Below are 18,464 nucleotides of genomic sequence, written 5' to 3'. Positions count from 1 at the left end.
AGAACACAGCATGCGTACCATCGGATTTTTTGAACCACTTCCTATTGATGACCCGAAGTCGTTGAATGATCTCGACCTTCCAAGGCCGGTGCCTTCTGGAAAAGATCTTCTTGTTGAGGTCAAGGCTGTTGCGGTCAACCCAGTCGACACCAAGGTGCGGCAATCCCGAACTTCGCAAAACGGCGTGCCCGTCGTCCTTGGGTACGACGCAGCCGGGATCGTCGTCGAAGTGGGACCTGACGTTGCCAGCTACAAGGTGGGCGACGAGGTCTATTATGCCGGCGACATCACCAGGGACGGTGCCAACTCGGAGTACCATCTCATTGATGAACGCATTGTGGGCCGCAAACCCACTAGCCTGAGTTTTGCCGAGGCAGCTGCCATGCCCTTGACGGCGATCACCGCCTAGGAAGCTTTGTTCGATCGGCTGAAGGTGAATGATCCGGTTCCGGCTGGCTCGAACATTCTCCTGATCATTGGTGGTTCGGGAGGCGTCGGTTCCATAGCAGTTCAACTCGCCCGTCAATTGACGAACATGACAATTATCGCAACTGCTTCAAGACCGGAGAGCCGTTCCTGGGTGAGCGAGCTTGGCGCGCATCATGTTCTCGATCATTCAAAACCGATGGCGCCTCAGATCGAAGCTCTGGGACTGGAAGCCCCCGGCTATGTTTTCTCAACAACGCACACAGAGCAACACGTGAACGATATTGCAGAGTCGATTGCGCCACAGGGGCGTTTTCTGCTCATCGACGATCCCGACAACGTCAGCATTGGGCCCTTCAAACTGAAGGCGATATCGATCCACTGGGAGATGATGTTTACCCGCTCCATGTACCAGACGACCGATATGGATGAGCAACGCAAGCTTTTGAACAACGTCGCTGACCTTGTTGATGCGGGCAAGATCAAGACCACGTTGACGGAAGTGATTGAACCCATCAATGCAGATAATCTGCGCCTGGCGCATCAGAAGATTGAAAGCAATAAAACCATTGGGAAGATCGTTCTAGCCGGGTTTTAGGATCAAGTGATGCCGTTTAACCTGTGACACCTGCCTCCTCTTGCACATTCAGGCCGCCATCTTCATGCTTTCGTTGGAGGCTTGGAGATGGCGGAACACAACGTTGAAGGCATTCGGATCAAGCTTTTGTCGCTCAAGACCGAACTTGAAACATTAAGCGAGCTGTCCGGGGAAGCCCGGGCCACAGTTGAACTTGATCAGCAATCTGTCGGCAGGTTGTCGCGAATGGACGCGCTTCAGGGACAAGCAATGGCCCAGGCCTCCGAACGGCAACGCAGGGCCACCATTCAAAAAATCGATGCCGCCCTTTCAAGACTGGAAACTGGTGAATACGGCTTCTGCGTTGAATGCGGCGAAGAGATATCCGCTAAACGGCTTGAGGTTGATCCGGCAGCGGCGTTCTGCATCCGATGCGCGAATTAGTAGCGCGAGGCACGTCTTCAGTCTTGCGCAGTGAAATGCCGGCGCAAGCCCGTCAGGAACAAAGACACCTGCCGTGAAGTGTCAGCCAAGGGAAACTTCTTCAGGCGTTCCTCAGTCCAGCTTTCGTCCGGGGCCAAATGAAGCTGAAGTTCAGATAGCGTCTGTCGCTCGCCATGATCGAGTGGAAGGGTTTCTGCAGCCGTCAGGAGAAGTAGTTTTTCATGAATTTGGCGAAGGACGGATAGCGCTTCGCCCATTCGTGTTGTCAGTCCGGGATTGTCACGCCAGGAAGTACCGTGAAAGACTTCCTGCGTTACCCGCTGACCGGCCCCATGACAATCGTAGGCAATACAGCCACTGAACCCGAGTTCGGATCTGTCGTTGAAGATGCCGCATCTGCCGCAGCTGTCCAGATTGGGACAAACTTCGCCTGCCGCCTTGTCGATCCCAAACGATTCCGAACGGTCGAACGCGAAAACAACACAGCAAAGGGCCGCGCATGAGGAGCAGTCTGCTGTCAGGTCCGGATATCGCGGGGTGTTCATTCAGGTCCACATTTGAGTAGTCGTCACACGTGCCAAACCAGCATAGACATATGACCTGCTCAAAAGTCTGCTTTTACTCACCTGAAAGGTGCGCGTGGTGGGACTTTCTCGTCAGGAAGAGGCTTCGCCACCGTCCAGCCTGACACCCATGAACGATTTGGTCAAAAACAGGAACTTTTCCTGTTTGATCAGGGCATCGTCAAAAAGCGCCTTGAACATCGACTTGCTCAGCAGACGAGCACTTTCGACGATTTCGACGGCTTCGTCCGTATTGGCCCCTTTGTCCCAATGCCCCAGCGAGAAATGGGCAACCAGCCACACTCTGAGCGGCTTCGGTAGCCAGTGAAAAAAGAGCGTCATGCAGTGCGGTTCAACGGGAAACCAGAAATTCGGTGTCTGGACAAAATAGCCGCCATGGAAGTGTTTGATATTTGACGCAAACTTCCTCATCTGGGCCCAGTCGCCTACATGCTCGATCACTGAATTTGAATGTATCAGATCGTAGTCCTGCTGGTTCAACTGGCTCCAGATGTCGTCTGTGGCATCTCCAGTCAGAAAATCAAATCTCCCCACGGCGTCAAAAGCTTGCGAGCCTGGAAGATTGAGAAGCGTTATCTGGACATTGTTTCGATCAAGAAATTCTTCATCGAGGATCTTCCAATATTGGACTGTTCCGCCAATATCGAGAATTTTTACAGATCCCTTCTCTCTGAATACATTTTCAATGAGCTCACAAAAGTATCTAATCCGCTTTTTTCTCGCTGATTTCCCTAAGCTAAAGCCATCGTTTTCATATCCGGAAATAATTCTAGTTAGTTTACTCACTATTTAACTTCCCGTACTGAGCCTGAAAAGGGAATTATTAGGCGTCAACCTGGCGCATCGTAAGTTGAACGCATACAGGCATTCGGTTAAGCAACCGCTACCTGGTGGTGGCTCACGTTCAAAAAGCGAGTTCTTGAAAAGTGACCGGGTTTTTCAATTTCCGGGTGTTTACGGGTTTTGCGCAATCTTCTGCAGAATTTAGCTGCGCCTGGCAGATCTACTCCAAAGCGCTCAATGGCAACTGTGGCCCCGTCTGCCAAGCAGCGCCGGATCTTTAAGATCCGGCTTGCCACTTTATTCCCATTCGATCGTGCCGGGAGGTTTCGACGTGATGTCGTAGGTTACCCGGTTGATGCCCTGCACCTCATTGATGATGCGGGTTGCCGTTTCACCCAGAAAGTCATGCGTGAAGGGATAGTAGTCGGCTGTCATTCCGTCGACCGATGTTACTGCTCTCAGCGCGCAGGCATAGTCATAGGTTCTGCCGTCCCCCATGACGCCGACTGTGCGCACGGGCAGGATGGCAACGAAAGCCTGCCAGATCTCGTCATAGAGGCCGTGTTGCCGGATCTGGTCGATATAAACGGCATCCGCCTTGCGCAGGATATCCAGTTTCTCGAGGGTGATTTCACCCGGACAACGGATTGCAAGGCCCGGTCCGGGGAACGGATGCCGGCCGATGAACTTCTCTGGCAGGCCAAGTTCGCGGCCGAGTGCCCTCACCTCGTCCTTGAAGAGTTCACGCAGTGGTTCTACCAGCTTCAGACCCATCTTTTCCGGCAGTCCGCCGACATTGTGATGCGACTTGATCGTAACCGACGGGCCACCGGAAAAACTGACACTCTCGATGACGTCGGGATAAAGCGTGCCTTGAGCGAGGAATTCAGCGCCCTCAATCTCATTTGCGTGTTTCTGGAAAACGTCGATGAAGAGCTTCCCGATGATCTTGCGTTTGGTTTCCGGATCGGAAACGCCGTCAAGTTCGCCCAGGAACAGTTCGCTCTCGTCCGCATGGATCAGGGGAATGTTGTAGTTGTCGCGGAACATGGAAACCACTTCGTCGGCCTCGTTCAACCGCAACAAGCCATGGTCCACGAAAACGCAGGTAAGCTGATCTCCAATCGCCTCATGGATCAGAACAGCGGCAACGGAACTGTCGACACCACCTGACAGACCGCAAATGACTTTCTTGTCGCCCACCTGTTCGCGGATCCTGGCAATGGCATCGTCCTTGTAGGCGCCCATGGTCCAGTCGCCGGTGAAGCCGGCCAAGCGTACGAAGTTTTCATACAGCTTCTTGCCGTTCGGCGTGTGATGCACTTCCGGGTGGAACTGAACGGCGTAGAAGTTTTTCTCCTTGTTCGCGGTGATCGCATAAGGCGCGTTCGGCGAGGTTCCAAAGACCTCGAAGCCCGGCGCGATCCTGCTGACATGGTCGCCATGGCTCATCCAGACTTGCTCTCTTCCCTCCGCGAACCAGCCATCCAGCAAAGAAAGTTTGCTCTCGGCAGGCGTTACAAAGGCCCTGCCGAATTCCGCCGTGCCGCCACCGCCGGAGATCTTGCCGCCGTCGACCTGCCCGCCGAGTTGCTGCATCATCACCTGTTGACCGTAGCAAATCCCAAGGATCGGAACGCCCATTGCGTAGACGCTTTCCGGCGGGCGCGGCGCACCGGCTCGCGTAACCGAGTCCGGTCCGCCCGAGAAGATCACCGCCTTCGGCGCAAACTCTGCCAGAAATGCGTCGGTGACGTTCTGATAGGGGTGGATTTCGCAATAAACGTTCAGCTCGCGCAGGCGCCGCGCGATGAGCTGCGTGACCTGGGAGCCGAAGTCGATGATAAGGAGGCGCTGATGCTGGGTCATGGCCAGCTTCTAACCGGTCTTTTCAGTAATTTGAACCCGAATTTCACACCAGTTGCTGTCCCGCACAAGATTTTACTGCCGCCGCCGCCTCCATGGCATTCCTGTGGCCCAAGTTTGGCTAACAGATGTTTCCGGCGGACAAGCTGTGTACGGCTGAAATTCGCTTTTGACCGGCGCCCGCCCGCTCCTTAGGTTAACCATGAGCCCCCTGCGTCGTTTCCGGTGAGACAAGCTGCAGGCAGGTGCTGTTAGGATAACCGACACAGATGACCGCAGCCGCCCGTAAAGCGTTCGAAGAAGCCATTGCCCTGGAGAATTCCGGCAATCTGGACAGGGCACTGGTGTCTTATCTAAAGGCGCAGGAACTGTCTCCAGACGATACGGAAATTGCCTATCGAACGGCATCCGCCCTGCTTCAAACCGGTTATCTGGACGAGGCACAATCGCAGCTACGCCGGATCGTCTTTGCCGAACCCGATCATCTGAACGCTCGCGCCAGCCTCGGCAACTGCCAACTGCTGCTCGGCGACATGGTGAATGCCCGGCAAAATTTTGCAGACGTGCTCGCCCAGGCGCCGGACAACCGCAATGCCCTTTACGGTCTTGCCAGCGTGTTGCTGAAAGAAGACAAGCCGGAGGAAGCTGCGGCTCCTGCCAGACGTCTGGTGGAGCTTTTGCCGGACACTCCCGCCGTCTTGTCGCTTTTCGCCGACACGCAAGCACGTGTCGATCAGAAGGCGGCCGCGATTGCAGCCTACCGGAAAGCACTTAAGGCCGATCCCAATTACGGGCCGGCCCTGATCGGACTTTCGCAGACGTTGTTGCTACGGAAACGCTTTGACGAAGTGATCGAGTTGACCATCAGGGCAAGCGAACGCGCACCGGCAGATCCGCTGCCGCTTGATCTTCTCTCCGATGCTTTGGCCGGAAAAGGCGCGTGGGAAGATGCGCGGGAAGCTGCCCTTGCCGCGCTGAAACTTTCTCCCCGCTCGATCCAGACGCACGTCCGGCTCAGCAGCATTGCGCGCAAGTTCGGCGATCATGGCGCTGCCCTGAAACACGCTCTCGCGGCGCACGATCTGGATAAGTCGGCTAAAGAGCCTCTCAACGCTCTGGGGGCCGCCCTCGCCGCGCTCAAATATTCGAACCAGGCACGTTCCGTCCTGACGGCAATGTCTCGAGGTGACGGTCTTGAGCCGGCGATTCGAGAACTTGTTGAAGGACTGGCTGACGCCGACAAGAACAGGACCCAAACTCGCCCGGTGCCGGAGCCTGACTATTCAGCAGAAGAAAACCAGTCCTCACAAACACCAGGTGGCACGCCTTCCCAGACGTCTGAAACAGAAGGCACACAACAGCCGAAATCAAGTCAGGAAAACGAAAAACCCGCGGTTTCAGAACCGTTGCTCAGCACCGATAGCGATCAGTTGCCGAATGTTCTCGGGCTACGCCGTCAGGACAGATCCTGACGGCCAAAAAGGGAGAAATCACTGCTCCCGGTGAAACAGGGCAATAAAGAAACCGTCTGTCTGTGTTGAAGCCGGCGTCAGCAGAATATCGCCACGGTCGGAAACATATTTCGGAAGCTGTGCTTCCGGCAGCGTCTTCTTCCAGATATCCAAAGCCGAAACTGGCTGGAAGGACGGGTTTTGTTCCAGAAACCAGCTCGCCTGATCCTGGTTTTCCTCGCGCAGGACAGAACAGGTGGCGTATGCAAGCCGTCCACCCGGTTTCACGTATTTGCTGGCGGTGTCCAGAACCCGGCGCTGATCGTCGATCCGATCCTGAAGTGCCTTTTCCGCAAGTTTCCATTTGGAGTCAGGGCGGCGGCGCCATACGCCCGTTCCTGTGCAGGGAGCGTCAATGAAAACCAGGTCCATCTGTCCAATCAGAGCGTCCAGACTGGAGCTGGCAGGGTCCTTCACCTGAATGTTCCGAACACCAGCCCGTTGCAGGCGTTCATGGATCGGTGCCAGTCTCAGACGGTCGGCGTCATAGGCATAAAGCTGGCCCTTGTTCTGCATGGCTGCAGCAAGTGCCAAGGTCTTGCCGCCTCCTCCGGCGCAGAAATCCAGAACCTGTTCCCCGGGCTTGGCCTGGGCAAGATGCGCTGCAAGTTGACTGGCTTCATCCTGCAGTTCAAACCAGCCCTTGCGGTAGCCTTCTTCAGCCTGAACATGCGGCATGCGGCCAAGATCAGGCTTCGCCTCGATGCGTGCTCCAACCGGTGACAGTGGTGTTGGTTGTGCGCCGGTATGCGCCAGGCGCTTGAGAACCTTGTCACGATCAGCCTTCAGCGTGTTGGTTCTCATGTCGACTGGTGCGCGCGTTGCCAGCGCCTGGCCTTCTTCGACGGCATTTTCACCGAACGCGGTCTCAAAATGGGGCCAAAGCCATTCCGGAACATCTGCCTGTTCATGGAGTGACGGTGCATGGTCTTCCGCCGTCGTCAGGCAGGCGATTTCGGCATCGGACAGAGCCTCGGGGGCATGATGGTCCTTTTCAAGGATATCCGTCAGCGCTTCCAGTCCCTTGCCCCAGCCAAGGCAATAGGTTGCCAGCACGACGGCGCGCGCCGAGTTGTCCTTCATCCGTGCGCCAAGAGAGGCCTTGTTTCGAAGGGCGTCAAACACGAGGTTGCCAATGACCGTGCGGTCTCCGGACCCGGCAAACCGGTGCGCGGCGCCCCAATCTTTCAAGGCGAGTTGCACCGGCCTGTGCCGTGTTTCCACTTCTGTCAGGACTTCTATCGCCGCCGCGAGGCGTCCGCCGTCTTTCATGCTGTTCCTTTGCGGGGGCACCTGTCTGCCGGTGCCCCGATGCCAATTGGTTTAAACGTTGGACGGGTAGTTCGGGCTTTCCCGCGTAATGGTAACATCGTGCGCATGGCTTTCCCGAAGACCTGCGCCGGAAATACGCACAAATCGTGCCTTTTCCTGAAAATCGGGAATGGTTTTGCCGCCAACATAACCCATGGCAGCCCTCAGGCCGCCGGCAAGCTGATGGAGAACGCTGCTGAGGGCGCCTTTGTAGGGAACCTGGCCTTCGATACCTTCAGGTACCAGCTTGAGGCTGTCGCGCACTTCCGCCTGGAAGTAGCGGTCGGCAGAGCCGCGCGCCATGGCACCGACGGATCCCATCCCACGATAGGATTTGTAGGAGCGTCCCTGGTGAAGATAGACTTCGCCCGGGCTTTCCTCGGTGCCTGCCAGCAGTGAGCCGACCATGACAGAGGCCGCACCTGCGGCAATTGCCTTGGCAAGGTCACCGGAAAACTTGATGCCGCCGTCCGCGACAACCGGTACGCCCTGCTTGTCCGCTTCATTCACCGAATCCATGATCGCGGTGAGCTGCGGCACACCGACACCAGCAACAATTCTGGTGGTGCAAATGGACCCCGGTCCGATGCCGACCTTCACGGCATCAGCACCCGCATCGATAAGGGCCTTGGTCGCTTCGCTCGTTGCCACGTTACCGGCAAGAACCTGTACGGAGTTGGACAGGCTTTTCACGCGGCCAACCATGTCCAGAACCTTCTGGGAGTGGCCGTGAGCGGTATCGACCACAAGAAGATCGACGCCCGCGTCGATCAGTCGTTCGGCACGTGCGAACCCTTCTTCACCGACGCTGGTTGCGGCGGCAACGCGCAGCCGGCCCTGGTCGTCTTTCGACGCATTCGGGTTGAGCTGTGCCTTTTCCATGTCCTTGACGGTGATCAGACCGATACAATTCCGGTTATCATCGACAACCAGCAGTTTTTCGATGCGGTTTTGATGCAGGAGGCGTTTCGCGTCGTCCTGGCTGACATTCTCGTTCACTGTGACGAGATCATCCTTCGTCATCAGCTCGTGAATTTTCTGGTCTGGATTTGAGGCAAAGCGCACGTCACGGTTTGTCAGGATGCCGACCAGCTTGCCGGTGGTCTGACCGCCAGATCCGCCGTTTTGCACGACCGGAACACCGGAAATTCCATATCGTTTCATCAGGTCGAGCGCGTCCTGAAGGGTCGCGTCCGGACCAATCACCAACGGATTGACGACCATACCGGATTCGAATTTTTTGACCATCCGAACCTCTTCGGCCTGCTGGTCGAGAGACAGGTTTCGGTGGATGACGCCAATGCCGCCCGCCTGGGCCATGGCAATTGCCAGACGCCCCTCGGTGACGGTGTCCATAGCGGATGAAATGATCGGAATGTTGAGTTCCAGCTCCCGCGTGACGCGGGTGCGCAGATCGACCTCGCCCGGCATTACTTCCGAGTGGCCGGGGATCAGCAGGACGTCGTCAAACGTCAGGGCTTGCTGTCCGGTGGTAGGGACGTAGAAGGATGCCATTGCCAATTCCCCTTGTAAAAAAATAGCTGAGACGCACGCTTTTTTTCAAAAGCCTGCATCTTTCGAGTCGCTTCGGCTGTGCCGGAGAAGTTGGCGCGGGTCAATAACACGCAGGTGACAGAAAAGAAAGGGGGGCTGACCTTTATACGGCGCTTCCCCATCTGCGTAGCTGACAGCTGGCTTTCAGGACTGCCTTACAATCAGGTCAATCGGGATCGAGATCGCTGCCGCGGAAGCCTTTGGCGATCACATAAAGCTCCGGACTTTCCTTGCGGCTTGCAGGCGGCTTGATATGGGCCACCGACTTGAATTCACGCTTCAGATCGTGGAGCAGAGCGTTCTCCGTCCCGCCGCGAAATACCTTTGCCAGGAAGGACCCGCCCGGCACGAGGTTTCGTCTCGCGAAATCGATCGCGATTTCGAAAAGATGTGTCGTGCGCAGGTGATCCGTCTGTTTGTGACCAGTTGTCGGGGCCGCCATGTCGGACAGGACGACATCCGGTTTGTGACCACCAAGCGCCTCCATCAAGGCCGCCGGTGCATCGTCGTCCAGAAAGTCTTTTTGCAAAAACGTCGTGCCGCGCACGTGATCCATTTCCAGGTAATCGATGCCGACAACCTTTGGCGCATCCACAGAGGATTGCACCCGCTGCACGGCCACCTGGCACCAGCCACCCGGCGCGCAGCCAAGATCGACAACACGGTAACCGGGTTTCAGCAATTTGTGCTTGTCGTCGATCTCGATCAGCTTATAGGCGGCGCGGGACCTGTAGCCGTCCATTTTTGCGCGGCGAACGTAAGGGTCGTTCAGTTGCCTCTGAAGCCAACGCGTCGAGGACTCCCGCCGGCCCGCGGAGGTCTTCACCTTGACATGGAGACCTCGGTCGCCCGTTCCTTTTTTGCCTTGGCTCATGTTCTGTTCCTTTGGCGCCCGCGATCCTGGCGTGCGCCGTTTTTCCTGTGCGACCAGACACCGTCTGCCGCCATCAATTCCGTGAGAATGCCTTCCCGCAGACCCCTGTCCGCAACACGCAGGCGAGAGCAACTCCAGCGGCGCCGGATAGCCTCCAGGATGGCGCAACCCGCCAGAACCAGATCAGCCCGGTCCGCACCTATGCAGGGATTATCCACGCGCGCCTCATAGGGCATGTCACGCAGTTGATCAATCATTCTGGAGACGTCGCCATTCTCCAGCCATGTACCGTCAACCCTGCGTCTGTCGTAGCGTTTCAAGCCCAGATGAACACCGGCCAGGGTCGTAACCGTGCCCGACGTTCCCAGCATATGCACCCTGCCAGACGCAATTGCTTCAGTCAGGTTGCTGGCTAGATTGAACGCCGCGAGATGTTCGGCCGCATCTTCAATCATGGCTTCGAAGATATCTGGCGTCACATGGACACCGCCATGTCTTTCTGCAAGGTTGACAACTCCGACAGGCAAGGAAATCCAGGACCGGATGAAGCGGGTGAGCGCATAGCCACGCGCACCGCAGCGGTTGCGCAGGTCCAGCCAGACGATTTCAGAAGACCCGCCGCCAATGTCGAACAGAATCACACCGTCGGCTTCGTGATCCACCAGCGAGGCACAACCGGCAACGGCGAGTCTGGCTTCCGTCTCGCGGTCAACGACTTCCAGCGCCAGTCCTGTTTCCGCCTGGACCCTCTCGATGAAAGCAGCGCCATTTTCTGCAGCACGGCAGGCTTCCGTCGCAATCAGCCTGGATCTGGCCACCCCTCTGTCGGCAAGCTTTCGGTGGCACTGAGCCAGAGCGTCAATCGCCCGGTCCATCGCTGCGTCGCTCAACATCCTGTTGGAGCCGACGCCTTCTCCAAGGCGAACGATTCTGGAATAGGCGTCAACGACGCGGAATCCCCGATCTTCCGGGCGAGCGATCAACAGACGGCAATTATTCGTCCCCAGGTCGAGCGCTGCATAAAGCGGTGCGTTGTTTCGCCCTGAAGTCCCTTCATAGGCGCCCCCGCTTCGCCCCCCGTTCCCATGGTCCCTCTGGCCAGATGGCAAGCGGTTTTCGCCATGTCTGCGCGAACGCGCCTCCTGGATCCGGTCGGAAGGCGTAGATGGGCCGCGTTCGGTCAAAGGCGTCGCAACTGTGATGCCAGCAGCAGAGTTTTGTGCAGTTCCAGGCTGTTCTGCACTGCTGGAGACCTGTTTGCGGCGGCGGCCACGTCTGCGGGCAGCTTTCTTACCTTTCAGACTGGTCGCCGTGTCTGATTGAGGTTTCATACTATCCCGAACCGGCGCTCCATCTGCAGCACCAGCGCCGACCGCTTGCGCACCATCAGTCTTGTGGGTACGCCCGCGTTTTCTTTTTTTGCGGCGTTTCTGGGATGAAGATGCACTCTCCCCGTTGCGCGCAGGCTGTCCCTGCGCGGAGAGTGTTTGATCGACGGGTCCGTTCACAGCCTTGGACGGAATTTGCCCGTCCGTTGAAGGCGCATCATTGGCGGCACTGTTCGCCTGTGCCGCAGGATTGCCCTTGGGGGCCTTGCCTGACTTGCGCTTGCGGCGCCGTCTGGACGCTCCCCTGGGCTCCATAGGAGCCCCGCTGGTTCCGGACACATCAGGGGTACGACGCCCTTTCTCGGGCGGTTCCTGACCTGACTGAGTCACGTTTTTGCCTTTCAGATCTCCAGTGCTGCCGCCGTTTTAAAGGGGCGCTGCTGGAGACCGTGTCTTTCGTTGACAAAACTGTAACAGGTTGCCCGTCGCTGGAAAAGCTTTCCGTGACACGATTGTATGCAGTCTTTCGCGAGACTTTCCACAGGTGTTCGATTTCACAAAAAAGTCCGAGGCAGGTCTTGCAATCGCCGATGTGATAGATGTATATGCGGCACACCAATCGGGAGCGAGAGACGCTTCTTGCTCACTACCGATCGATTGGAGGCTCATCTGGTGAGCAGTGTTGGGGAATAGGTTAACGGTAGACCCACGGACTCTGACTCCGTTAGTCCTGGTTCGAATCCAGGTTCCCCAGCCAACCTTCTTCCAAAATCATTCCCGCAAATGTGTCTTCGAAGCGGGTAAGCTTCGAAACTTTCCTGATAAAGCCACAGACCGGACTCATGGAATCCGGCTGATGACCTTGGAAGCGCAGCGGAGTGCGCCGTTTGCGTGGGCGAGGCTTTCCCACCCGTGGACCTGTCTTGGCTCGAAGCCGAGATCTTTCCAGATCCTGGCATTCTCTTCATCGTAGTCTATGAAGCGCTTGTCTTCGCCGAAGCAAGGCAGCCACATCATCGGGGGGATGTTTTCATCCCGAACCGCATTTTCCAAAAGAATATTGTTATAAAGACGCGGACGGACAGCGTTTTTTATATCGGTCGCAAAGGGCACGGGGTTGCGGATGATCTCGAAGCCCTGATCCCTCAACCAATATTCTGATGCATCAAGCAGCCTTTTTTCCCTTTTAGCCTTGCTTTCCGCGTCAGGTGCCACGGCCACAGGGTCTGCGAGCAGGAGCAGGTTTTTGCCGTTGCGCCGCAACCCTGTTGGCGAGACATATCTGTCGACATGGCTTTCGCACCGTTCGATCCTCGTTACCAGGTCCGGCCGAAGCCGGGTGAGCTGCAAAGCCCTTTGCAGAACAATCTGTGAAAGGAGAAGACCTTCTTTCTGGTCGGCCTCAACGGTCGTCTCGGTATCGGAGCAGGTGCTTCCCAAGCAGGGCGACGGCCGCTCGGTCAGGTCCCTTCTGCGGTACCCCCAATAACAGACAGGTCTGTGGTCGAGTTGGCTGATGCGCCTGTCTGCCTCAAGCAATGACCCGTCGCCACCAAACTTTGAGGCTGCTGATCTCAGCCGGCTCGTTTGTCCAATGAGACGGAAATCCTCTCCGACAATCTGGTCCCCTCCCGGCAGGAAGAGCGGCAGATCATTACAGGCAACAGACAGGTGACCTGCGAGCAGCGACGGCAAGCTTCCATTGGGCCAGTCGCATTTTGGCGCAGCCAGCCGTAAATCGTTGCCGTGCGCTTGAACAAGGATGGAATCCTGCACCCAGATATCGGCGCTTTGCAGAGGAGCGGCGCCGGCAAGGATAATCTCGTGGTGGCATGAGGTTTGTAGATTGAGCCAGGTTTCCACAGCCGCTTCGTTGCAGGCGTCCGCAAAGACCAGGATCGAAACGCTCGACGGCATGGCCCGTAGCAAATTGCCTAGTGCCGCGAGAATTTTTTCCGTGAGTGGATTTTCTGAATCAAACACCTTGTTGGGCAGGGAGATTGCGATCCTGTCAATCAAGCCGCCGCAATCCGGAACGATCGACCACGTGGTGTTTGCTTTCACGCTCTCCATTTTCATAGGCCGTCACCTGCCGAGAACGTCTTTTTCGAGAGACTTGAGAAACAGGGTGTTCTGAAGTTTCCAACTATTGTGACCATCGTAGATCTCGGGTTCGAAGTTTTCTTTGAGTTTGCGCAGAAGCATTTCCGCGTCCTGCCGTTTCACGCTCTGCACAAACAAGGGCAGGCTGTCCAAAAATCGAGCGCGGTCGTTTTCGGAAAGTCCGGCGTCACTCAGCACCTGTGACCAGGTGCGCCTGGTGAAATGCAGACCGGTCGCAGCGTTCAGCAATTGGTCGTGGATGCTTTCGCAGATGAAATGCCGCTGAAGAGCAGCAGAGAGAGTTGCTTCCACATCCACCAGTGCCAGGGACAGCGGGCAATACCCCAATTCCGCTGGCGCATGGGAGACTGCCACATCGGCGTCCGAAAGGCGCTTTCCGGCCTGATAGTCTTCAAAAATTGCCCCGACGCCCACCATCCCGAACGCAAAACATTCGGCTGCCCGAAGCGCTCCCATGCTGGCAGCGCCAAAGAGACTGCAACCAGCCTGCAAAGCAAACAGGATCTCCTTGTGCCAAACGGATGGGGTCGAATTGAAATACCCGTCAATCAGTCCGATCACGGTTCGTCCCTCCCCTGCCGCTCGCAGGATGTCACCACGCGCAGCAGGCGGCCGAACGTCCAGGCCACGAGCAAAATCAGCAGGCAGGCCGTGAATGCTCGGACCTGCAAAAACGACAGGTTTCAACATGCAGTGCTCAGCACTTCCGTGGTCAGCAAGATTGAATTCATGGACATTTCCGAGAAGCTGCCTGCATGCGCATCCAGGCCTGTAACGATGGTTCTGACGACGTGAACATCCTGAACAGGTGACTTCAGCGGAAACAGATAAGCATCTTCGATGCCAGCCGCCTGCATCAGCTTCAGGATATCCTGCCAACACATTGAAGACGTTTGTTTGGGCGGCTGTAGCTCTGCCTCAAGCTGTGCCAGAGAGACGAGCGGTGGCTGGTTCTTGCTCACGCCATCCTTCGACTGCTGGAAACGCTCGATCGAAAGATCATCGCGTGCGCCGGCTATGTCGGTCAGACGCGATTGCACCGCTTCCAACAAGGCAGACAGTATGGCATCGGCAACATTGGTCCGGCAGGCGATGCCGGCGGGAGCGCGTGAAATGACACCAGTTGGACCGTTTACCTGACGCGATATTACAGCCGCGATCACAGGCAGCTTAACGCGACCTGGGAGCGCGTAGACGTGAAGATCAAGGCCGGCCCTGGCCACCTTGTCGAGTATGTCGTCTAGATCTGCATTAGCGCCCTCGTAGTCGGTCACTTCGCGGATGTTGTTGCCGAACAGTCCGAAGGTGTCGACAAGGCTCGATGCGTCATGTTCCACGAGTTCAAGCAAAGCGTGCTCGATTGCCTTGTCGATCGAGAAATGGGCTGCCAGGCCCTGCGACGTCATGCGAAACGCTTCGCGGTCCCAGGGCATGTCGCTTCGCATGTCCATTCCAACGAGCTCGTAAGGCGCGAAACGCTCCTGGCCTGATATCAGGGATGTTCCGGGAACCCAGGCGCGCTGGCGTGTCGGGTCGAGCTGGTGCGGGTTGACCCTTGCCACATCGAAGAGCGGTATGACGTTTCTTTGCTGGCGCGCCATGTCTTCGATCGTCGCAAATTTCGTGACGTGCTGCCGTGGCTGTTCCGCGACGGCACATTCAACGGCTTCCATGACTGCCGAAATCTTCGCCTGATCGTCCGTCACACCCTTTCCCTGCGATATGGAAAGTGACCGCGAATTCGGTCTGGTCGCGAACCAGACCGGTATCCCGATCGTGTCCAGTCCGGTGATCTCACCCAATCTGGTAATGCCGAAGCTGCGCAGGAATTGCGGAGAGAAAGGATCGGATTGCACAACGAATACCTCCTGTAGCGCTATGATTACCCAGTACTGATGCCTTGCGGATCAATCGTCCGACAGCACTGCGTCCTGAAGCGTTTCGGAATTGTCGGCTCCGGAACCGGTCTTGGAGACCGGATCCTGGATCGGCGCCCAGCTCAGTCTGTTGAGATCCCAATCGGTGTCATCGACATCAGTCAGGAAGGCAAAATCGACATCGGAAATGGTGCTGCCCTGTTTGATGGCCTGATAGATACCTTCCGACTCGACCTGGCTGAGACTGGTTTCAGGATTTCCGTCACTTTCGGCAAACAGAACGCGTGCAGCTGCGGCGATCTTGGCATAACCGTCAACGCCGGCATTTTGCTGCTCATATGTCATGATCGTCTCATGGGAGACCCGCGAAACGCGCAAAGGGTCCATCCTGAGAAAGACAACGCCGTGGCCACGTTTACCGATGACATAAAATGATGATTGAGCCATAATTTTCTCCTATTAATAGTGTGCGTCAGTCAAAGCCGGCGAGTTTCAGGCCTTCCAGAAAAATCCTGTTGTTCTCGGGATTTTTGTCTGGTTGAAAGCGAACGATTTCTTGTGCGGTCATCCCGGGATAAACATCCATCAGACGCCGCGCGTACTGTCGTGCGAGGTCTATTTGCCCGTCGAGTGCGAGACTAGCGGTCAGCACACGCAGTGCCGGTTCCTCATCCTGCATTTGTTTGCAAAGCCGGACTGCTTCGGCGTAATCCGCCAGCTTGAAGGCAATGCTTGCGCCCGCCCACCAGTAGATGTCCGGAGCGAGTGGATTCAGGTCGATGGCGTGCTTGAAGCGCTTCCAGGCTTCCTTGGGTTTGCCGAAATGAGCAAGCGCGTCTGCGTGCTGTATGAGCAGGTCCGATGAGTTCGGGCTTAATGTCTCGGCTTCCTGGAATTTGGCTTCCGAGGTCGCATAATCCCGCTGATAGAGCGCGATGACAGCCGCCATCCAGTAACCGATACCGGCAGAGGAATCGATTTCGATAGCTGCATCGGCTTCCGCCTTTGCCCGATGAAGAAGGTGCGGATCCGTCCCCCCGAGAAGCAGCCATTCCAGCTGCATTGTCTGGGCGATGCGTGCACGGGCAATCGACAGATCCTTGTCGTAGGTCAGGCCCTGGCGGAACTCCTTCCGGGCACGGCGTATCATGCTGAGATTACAGGTCTTGATGAGGTTCTGCCCTCTCAAGACGTGCAGATAGCTCTGAGAATTGATCGCCCGACCGGTATCGAGCATCTGACGTTCGATCTGCTGGGCCAGGTTGGCCGCCACGGTTTTTGCGAGCAGACGGAACGTATAGTGGAGGTCATCCGGTTCCATGGAATATTCCGCGGACCAGATTATCTCACCAGTGCCGTCGTCAAGGACGGTGAACGATATCCTCTGGCTGCCCGGAAGCAGGAAACTCTGAACGGAGTAGTTCGACCGGATTTTTTCCCATTTGCTGATGTTGCCTCCCCGAAAATCACGCATCGTGCTGAAAGGCGACACCACAACGAAGGTCTTGAACCTGGAGAAGCTGTTGGCGACGTCCTCGACAAATGCCTCCGCGAGTTGAGCGTCCGGATGCTGATCGATATGGCGTGGCGAGGAAAAGGCGACCCGCGGAACAGGAGCTTTCTGGGGAGCTGCACGTTGCTCAACCGGCTTGACACTTGCCGGCACGGTCATGCCCTGCCCGGTCGGCTTTCCACTGGCATTGCCGGGAACGCCGGGTAAGGACGGATTGAGAACCGAATTCATCAACCGGTCGATACGGTCGACGCCATCCTGGTCGCCGCACCGGCCATAAGCTTTCGAAATGACCCGGTAGCATTCGGGGCTGTCTGGCTCGAAGGCCAGAAGCCTGTCTGCAATCTTGGCAATGTTGCCACCGCGATCTGCTCCGAATCGAGTCGATTCCTCAAGCGCGGCCGCCGCTCTGTTGAACAGCTTTTCCCTGAGGCTCGCGCGTTCGGTCAAAAGCCAAAGATTGAGTTGCTCACCTTCGAATTCCATTCCATCAAGCAATTCACCGCCGAACTGTTCGATGCCGGCCATCATTCCGTCGAGATCGGTTGCGTTGCATGAGTGAAGAAAAGCGGCCAGATCGGAGCTTTGCGCTCCTGGTCCAAGACTGATTCTCGTCTGTGTCGTTTCGATGAGCGGTCCGGATTCTGGTTGACGGCTCTGAACCCGCACCAGCAATTGCCTGAGGTTTGCCATGGCTCTGGTTTGAGAAACATCCTCCCAGAGCAGCGCTGCAACCTTCTGGCGAGCGAGTACATTACCTGGAACCAGAAGTAATACTGCAAGCAATGCGTACCCCTTGGCAGGGAACGGGGTATTCCGTGAATAATACACTGACGGAACGCCAAGTAGTCGAATATTTGAGCCTGAACTACTTTTATTCATCACTATGCCCCCTTGTAATTTTTTCTAACACAGTTCCCCGCACAGAAGAATACCACTCCCATGCGCGAGTCACGCTGGTGTGACGGTGCTGTTGTGACTGTAGCGTTGCCGGCGGAACGAAGGGTGTTCACGGATTGCGGCCAAAAGCAAAAAACTTCGTAGTATCAGATAGTAAGGAAGCCATTCATGTCTGGTAAGATCTCCTTCAGGAGGAACTACGCAGCATACGGAGATAATGTTCGACCATTTGAGAAGGCTGACGACATCGGTTCCGTTATTACGGAGTTTCTTTGGTACGAAGGCACCCCTTTTTATCCATTTGGCGATTTGGTCTCCGCAAATATCAGTTCCGTCTGGCTCGGCGCTGGAGAGCCGACCAAAGACGATGAGGACAATTTGGACCTCGTTTTCAAAATGCCCGAAAGCGACGGAGGAAATTTCTTTGAAATCGTTCTCAGGTCGAGCGGCGGAACATCTTATGGGGGCTGGGCCTGGGGGCAGGATCTGGAAGTAACCGACACAGTCGTGTCCGGTCACAGAGTGCTCGTTGCCCATGCAAATGAACTTTGCGTCTTTTTGGAATATTCCCTTGAAAAGGGAAAATACGTTCAAAGAAATATTGAATCTGATTGTAAAGTTACGACTTCCACAGTCAGAAGACTGACTAAAATATCAAGAAGACACTGAAATTTTTTAGACATTTTGAGAATTCGTCAAATATTAGAAGTGAAGTAAACTGAATTGGTTTGAGGTTATTGCACTTTTCGAATTCAAAGAAGTTCGTTCATCTTCTTTGAAAGCCCGGGCCGC

16 protein-coding genes, 1 tRNA gene and 1 pseudogene are annotated in these 18,464 nt (G+C 56.1%); 6 read left to right on the top strand and 12 right to left on the bottom strand.

The features are described from left to right. Positions 1-10: 10 nt before the first annotated feature. Together SIAM614_RS07595 and SIAM614_RS07590 are read left to right on the top strand one after the other, a co-directional pair. Positions 11-1,024: pseudogene (locus SIAM614_RS07595) on the top strand (zinc-binding alcohol dehydrogenase family protein). Positions 1,025-1,111: 87 nt separating this feature from the next. After that, a complete protein-coding gene (locus SIAM614_RS07590; protein WP_006933356.1) occupies positions 1,112-1,447 on the top strand; it encodes a TraR/DksA family transcriptional regulator in 336 nt (111 codons plus the stop codon). A 17-nt stretch (positions 1,448-1,464) separates the two neighbouring features. Here SIAM614_RS07590 and SIAM614_RS31935 read toward each other — a convergent pair whose 3' ends face one another. After that, a complete protein-coding gene (locus tag SIAM614_RS31935) occupies positions 1,465-1,704 on the bottom strand; it encodes a hypothetical protein (RefSeq protein ID WP_006933355.1) in 240 nt (79 codons plus the stop codon). A 39-nt stretch (positions 1,705-1,743) separates the two neighbouring features. Between SIAM614_RS31935 and SIAM614_RS31930 the strand changes: the two genes are divergently transcribed. After that, positions 1,744-1,950, top strand: a complete 207-nt coding sequence (locus SIAM614_RS31930) for a hypothetical protein (protein WP_006933353.1) — start codon at positions 1,744-1,746, stop codon at positions 1,948-1,950. Between the two features lie 153 nt (positions 1,951-2,103). Here the strand turns inward: SIAM614_RS31930 and SIAM614_RS31925 are convergent, their stop codons facing one another. Together SIAM614_RS31925 and guaA are read right to left on the bottom strand one after the other, a co-directional pair. Then, positions 2,104-2,817 (bottom strand): methyltransferase domain-containing protein, encoded by a 714-nt coding sequence (locus tag SIAM614_RS31925; protein ID WP_040439522.1) that lies wholly within the window; start codon positions 2,815-2,817, stop codon positions 2,104-2,106. Between the two features lie 294 nt (positions 2,818-3,111). Beyond that, complete coding sequence (guaA, locus tag SIAM614_RS07575; RefSeq protein ID WP_006933346.1) at positions 3,112-4,683, bottom strand: glutamine-hydrolyzing GMP synthase; 1,572 nt, start codon at positions 4,681-4,683, stop codon at positions 3,112-3,114. A gap of 266 nt (positions 4,684-4,949) precedes the next feature. On the opposite strand from guaA, the gene SIAM614_RS30490 reads away from it, so the two are divergent. Continuing rightward, the gene (locus tag SIAM614_RS30490) at positions 4,950-6,152 is read left to right on the top strand and encodes a tetratricopeptide repeat protein (RefSeq protein ID WP_006933344.1); all 1,203 of its coding nucleotides are present in this window, start codon (positions 4,950-4,952) and stop codon (positions 6,150-6,152) included. A gap of 18 nt (positions 6,153-6,170) precedes the next feature. Here the strand turns inward: SIAM614_RS30490 and SIAM614_RS07560 are convergent, their stop codons facing one another. From SIAM614_RS07560 to SIAM614_RS33425, 4 genes are all read right to left on the bottom strand, one after another. Further along, positions 6,171-7,463 carry an RsmB/NOP family class I SAM-dependent RNA methyltransferase gene (locus SIAM614_RS07560; protein ID WP_006933340.1) on the bottom strand — a complete coding sequence of 431 codons (1,293 nt, stop codon included), beginning with the start codon at positions 7,461-7,463 and terminating at the stop codon, positions 6,171-6,173. Between the two features lie 51 nt (positions 7,464-7,514). Further along, positions 7,515-9,017, bottom strand: a complete 1,503-nt coding sequence (gene guaB, locus SIAM614_RS07555; protein ID WP_006933339.1) for an IMP dehydrogenase — start codon at positions 9,015-9,017, stop codon at positions 7,515-7,517. Positions 9,018-9,222: 205 nt separating this feature from the next. Beyond that, positions 9,223-9,930 (bottom strand): RlmE family RNA methyltransferase, encoded by a 708-nt coding sequence (locus tag SIAM614_RS07550; protein ID WP_006933338.1) that lies wholly within the window; start codon positions 9,928-9,930, stop codon positions 9,223-9,225. Continuing rightward, the gene (locus SIAM614_RS33425) at positions 9,927-10,913 is read right to left on the bottom strand and encodes a Ppx/GppA phosphatase family protein (RefSeq protein WP_006933337.1); all 987 of its coding nucleotides are present in this window, start codon (positions 10,911-10,913) and stop codon (positions 9,927-9,929) included. The genes SIAM614_RS07550 and SIAM614_RS33425 overlap by 4 nt, the downstream gene beginning before the upstream one ends. 1,028 nt (positions 10,914-11,941) lie before the next feature. On the opposite strand from SIAM614_RS33425, the gene SIAM614_RS07540 reads away from it, so the two are divergent. Beyond that, positions 11,942-12,015 (top strand) — tRNA-Gln (locus SIAM614_RS07540). Between the two features lie 83 nt (positions 12,016-12,098). Here SIAM614_RS07540 and SIAM614_RS07535 read toward each other — a convergent pair. Genes SIAM614_RS07535 through SIAM614_RS07515 form a run of 5 tightly spaced genes read right to left on the bottom strand, consistent with a single transcriptional unit; the run spans position 12,099 to position 17,300 of the window. Continuing rightward, entirely contained in the window at positions 12,099-13,337 is a 1,239-nt protein-coding gene (locus SIAM614_RS07535; protein ID WP_006933335.1) for a hypothetical protein, read from the bottom strand. Between the two features lie 6 nt (positions 13,338-13,343). After that, complete coding sequence (locus SIAM614_RS07530) at positions 13,344-14,069, bottom strand: TfuA-like protein (RefSeq protein ID WP_040439603.1); 726 nt, start codon at positions 14,067-14,069, stop codon at positions 13,344-13,346. Continuing rightward, entirely contained in the window at positions 14,066-15,238 is a 1,173-nt protein-coding gene (locus tag SIAM614_RS07525; protein WP_040439514.1) for a YcaO-like family protein, read from the bottom strand. Before SIAM614_RS07525 ends, SIAM614_RS07530 begins: the two co-directional genes overlap by 4 nt. Positions 15,239-15,289: 51 nt before the next feature. Continuing rightward, positions 15,290-15,706, bottom strand: coding sequence for a hypothetical protein (locus tag SIAM614_RS07520; RefSeq protein WP_040439513.1), 417 nt, complete (start codon positions 15,704-15,706; stop codon positions 15,290-15,292). Between the two features lie 25 nt (positions 15,707-15,731). After that, entirely contained in the window at positions 15,732-17,300 is a 1,569-nt protein-coding gene (locus SIAM614_RS07515) for an SARP family transcriptional regulator (RefSeq protein ID WP_157139726.1), read from the bottom strand. Positions 17,301-17,840: 540 nt separating this feature from the next. Here SIAM614_RS07515 and SIAM614_RS07510 point away from each other — a divergent pair. Next, on the top strand, positions 17,841-18,341 hold the full coding sequence (locus SIAM614_RS07510) for a hypothetical protein (protein WP_006933330.1): 501 nt from the start codon (positions 17,841-17,843) through the stop codon (positions 18,339-18,341). Positions 18,342-18,464: the final 123 nt, after the last annotated feature.

Source organism: Roseibium aggregatum IAM 12614, assembly GCF_000168975.1.
GTDB classification, from domain to species: Bacteria; Pseudomonadota; Alphaproteobacteria; order Rhizobiales; family Stappiaceae; genus Roseibium; species Roseibium aggregatum.
The sequence above is the reverse complement of the archived record's forward strand: the minus strand, read 5'-3'. Positions and strand labels throughout refer to the sequence as shown.

Excerpts from the sequence above, each read along its gene's own strand:
- SIAM614_RS07535 (WP_006933335.1), bottom strand. The coding sequence starts at position 13,337 with ATGAAAATGGAGAGCGTGAAAGCAAACACCACGTGGTCGATCGTTCCG.
- SIAM614_RS31935 (WP_006933355.1), bottom strand. The coding sequence starts at position 1,704 with ATGGGCGAAGCGCTATCCGTCCTTCGCCAAATTCATGAAAAACTACTT.
- SIAM614_RS07550 (WP_006933338.1), bottom strand. The coding sequence starts at position 9,930 with ATGAGCCAAGGCAAAAAAGGAACGGGCGACCGAGGTCTCCATGTCAAG.
- SIAM614_RS07515 (WP_157139726.1), bottom strand. The coding sequence starts at position 17,300 with ATGGCCGGCATCGAACAGTTCGGCGGTGAATTGCTTGATGGAATGGAA.
- SIAM614_RS07560 (WP_006933340.1), bottom strand. The coding sequence starts at position 7,463 with ATGAAAGACGGCGGACGCCTCGCGGCGGCGATAGAAGTCCTGACAGAA.
- SIAM614_RS07520 (WP_040439513.1), bottom strand. The coding sequence starts at position 15,706 with ATGGCTCAATCATCATTTTATGTCATCGGTAAACGTGGCCACGGCGTT.
- guaB (WP_006933339.1), bottom strand. The coding sequence starts at position 9,017 with ATGGCATCCTTCTACGTCCCTACCACCGGACAGCAAGCCCTGACGTTT.
- SIAM614_RS07510 (WP_006933330.1), top strand. The coding sequence starts at position 17,841 with ATGTCTGGTAAGATCTCCTTCAGGAGGAACTACGCAGCATACGGAGAT.
- SIAM614_RS07590 (WP_006933356.1), top strand. The coding sequence starts at position 1,112 with ATGGCGGAACACAACGTTGAAGGCATTCGGATCAAGCTTTTGTCGCTC.
- SIAM614_RS30490 (WP_006933344.1), top strand. The coding sequence starts at position 4,950 with ATGACCGCAGCCGCCCGTAAAGCGTTCGAAGAAGCCATTGCCCTGGAG.
- guaA (WP_006933346.1), bottom strand. The coding sequence starts at position 4,683 with ATGACCCAGCATCAGCGCCTCCTTATCATCGACTTCGGCTCCCAGGTC.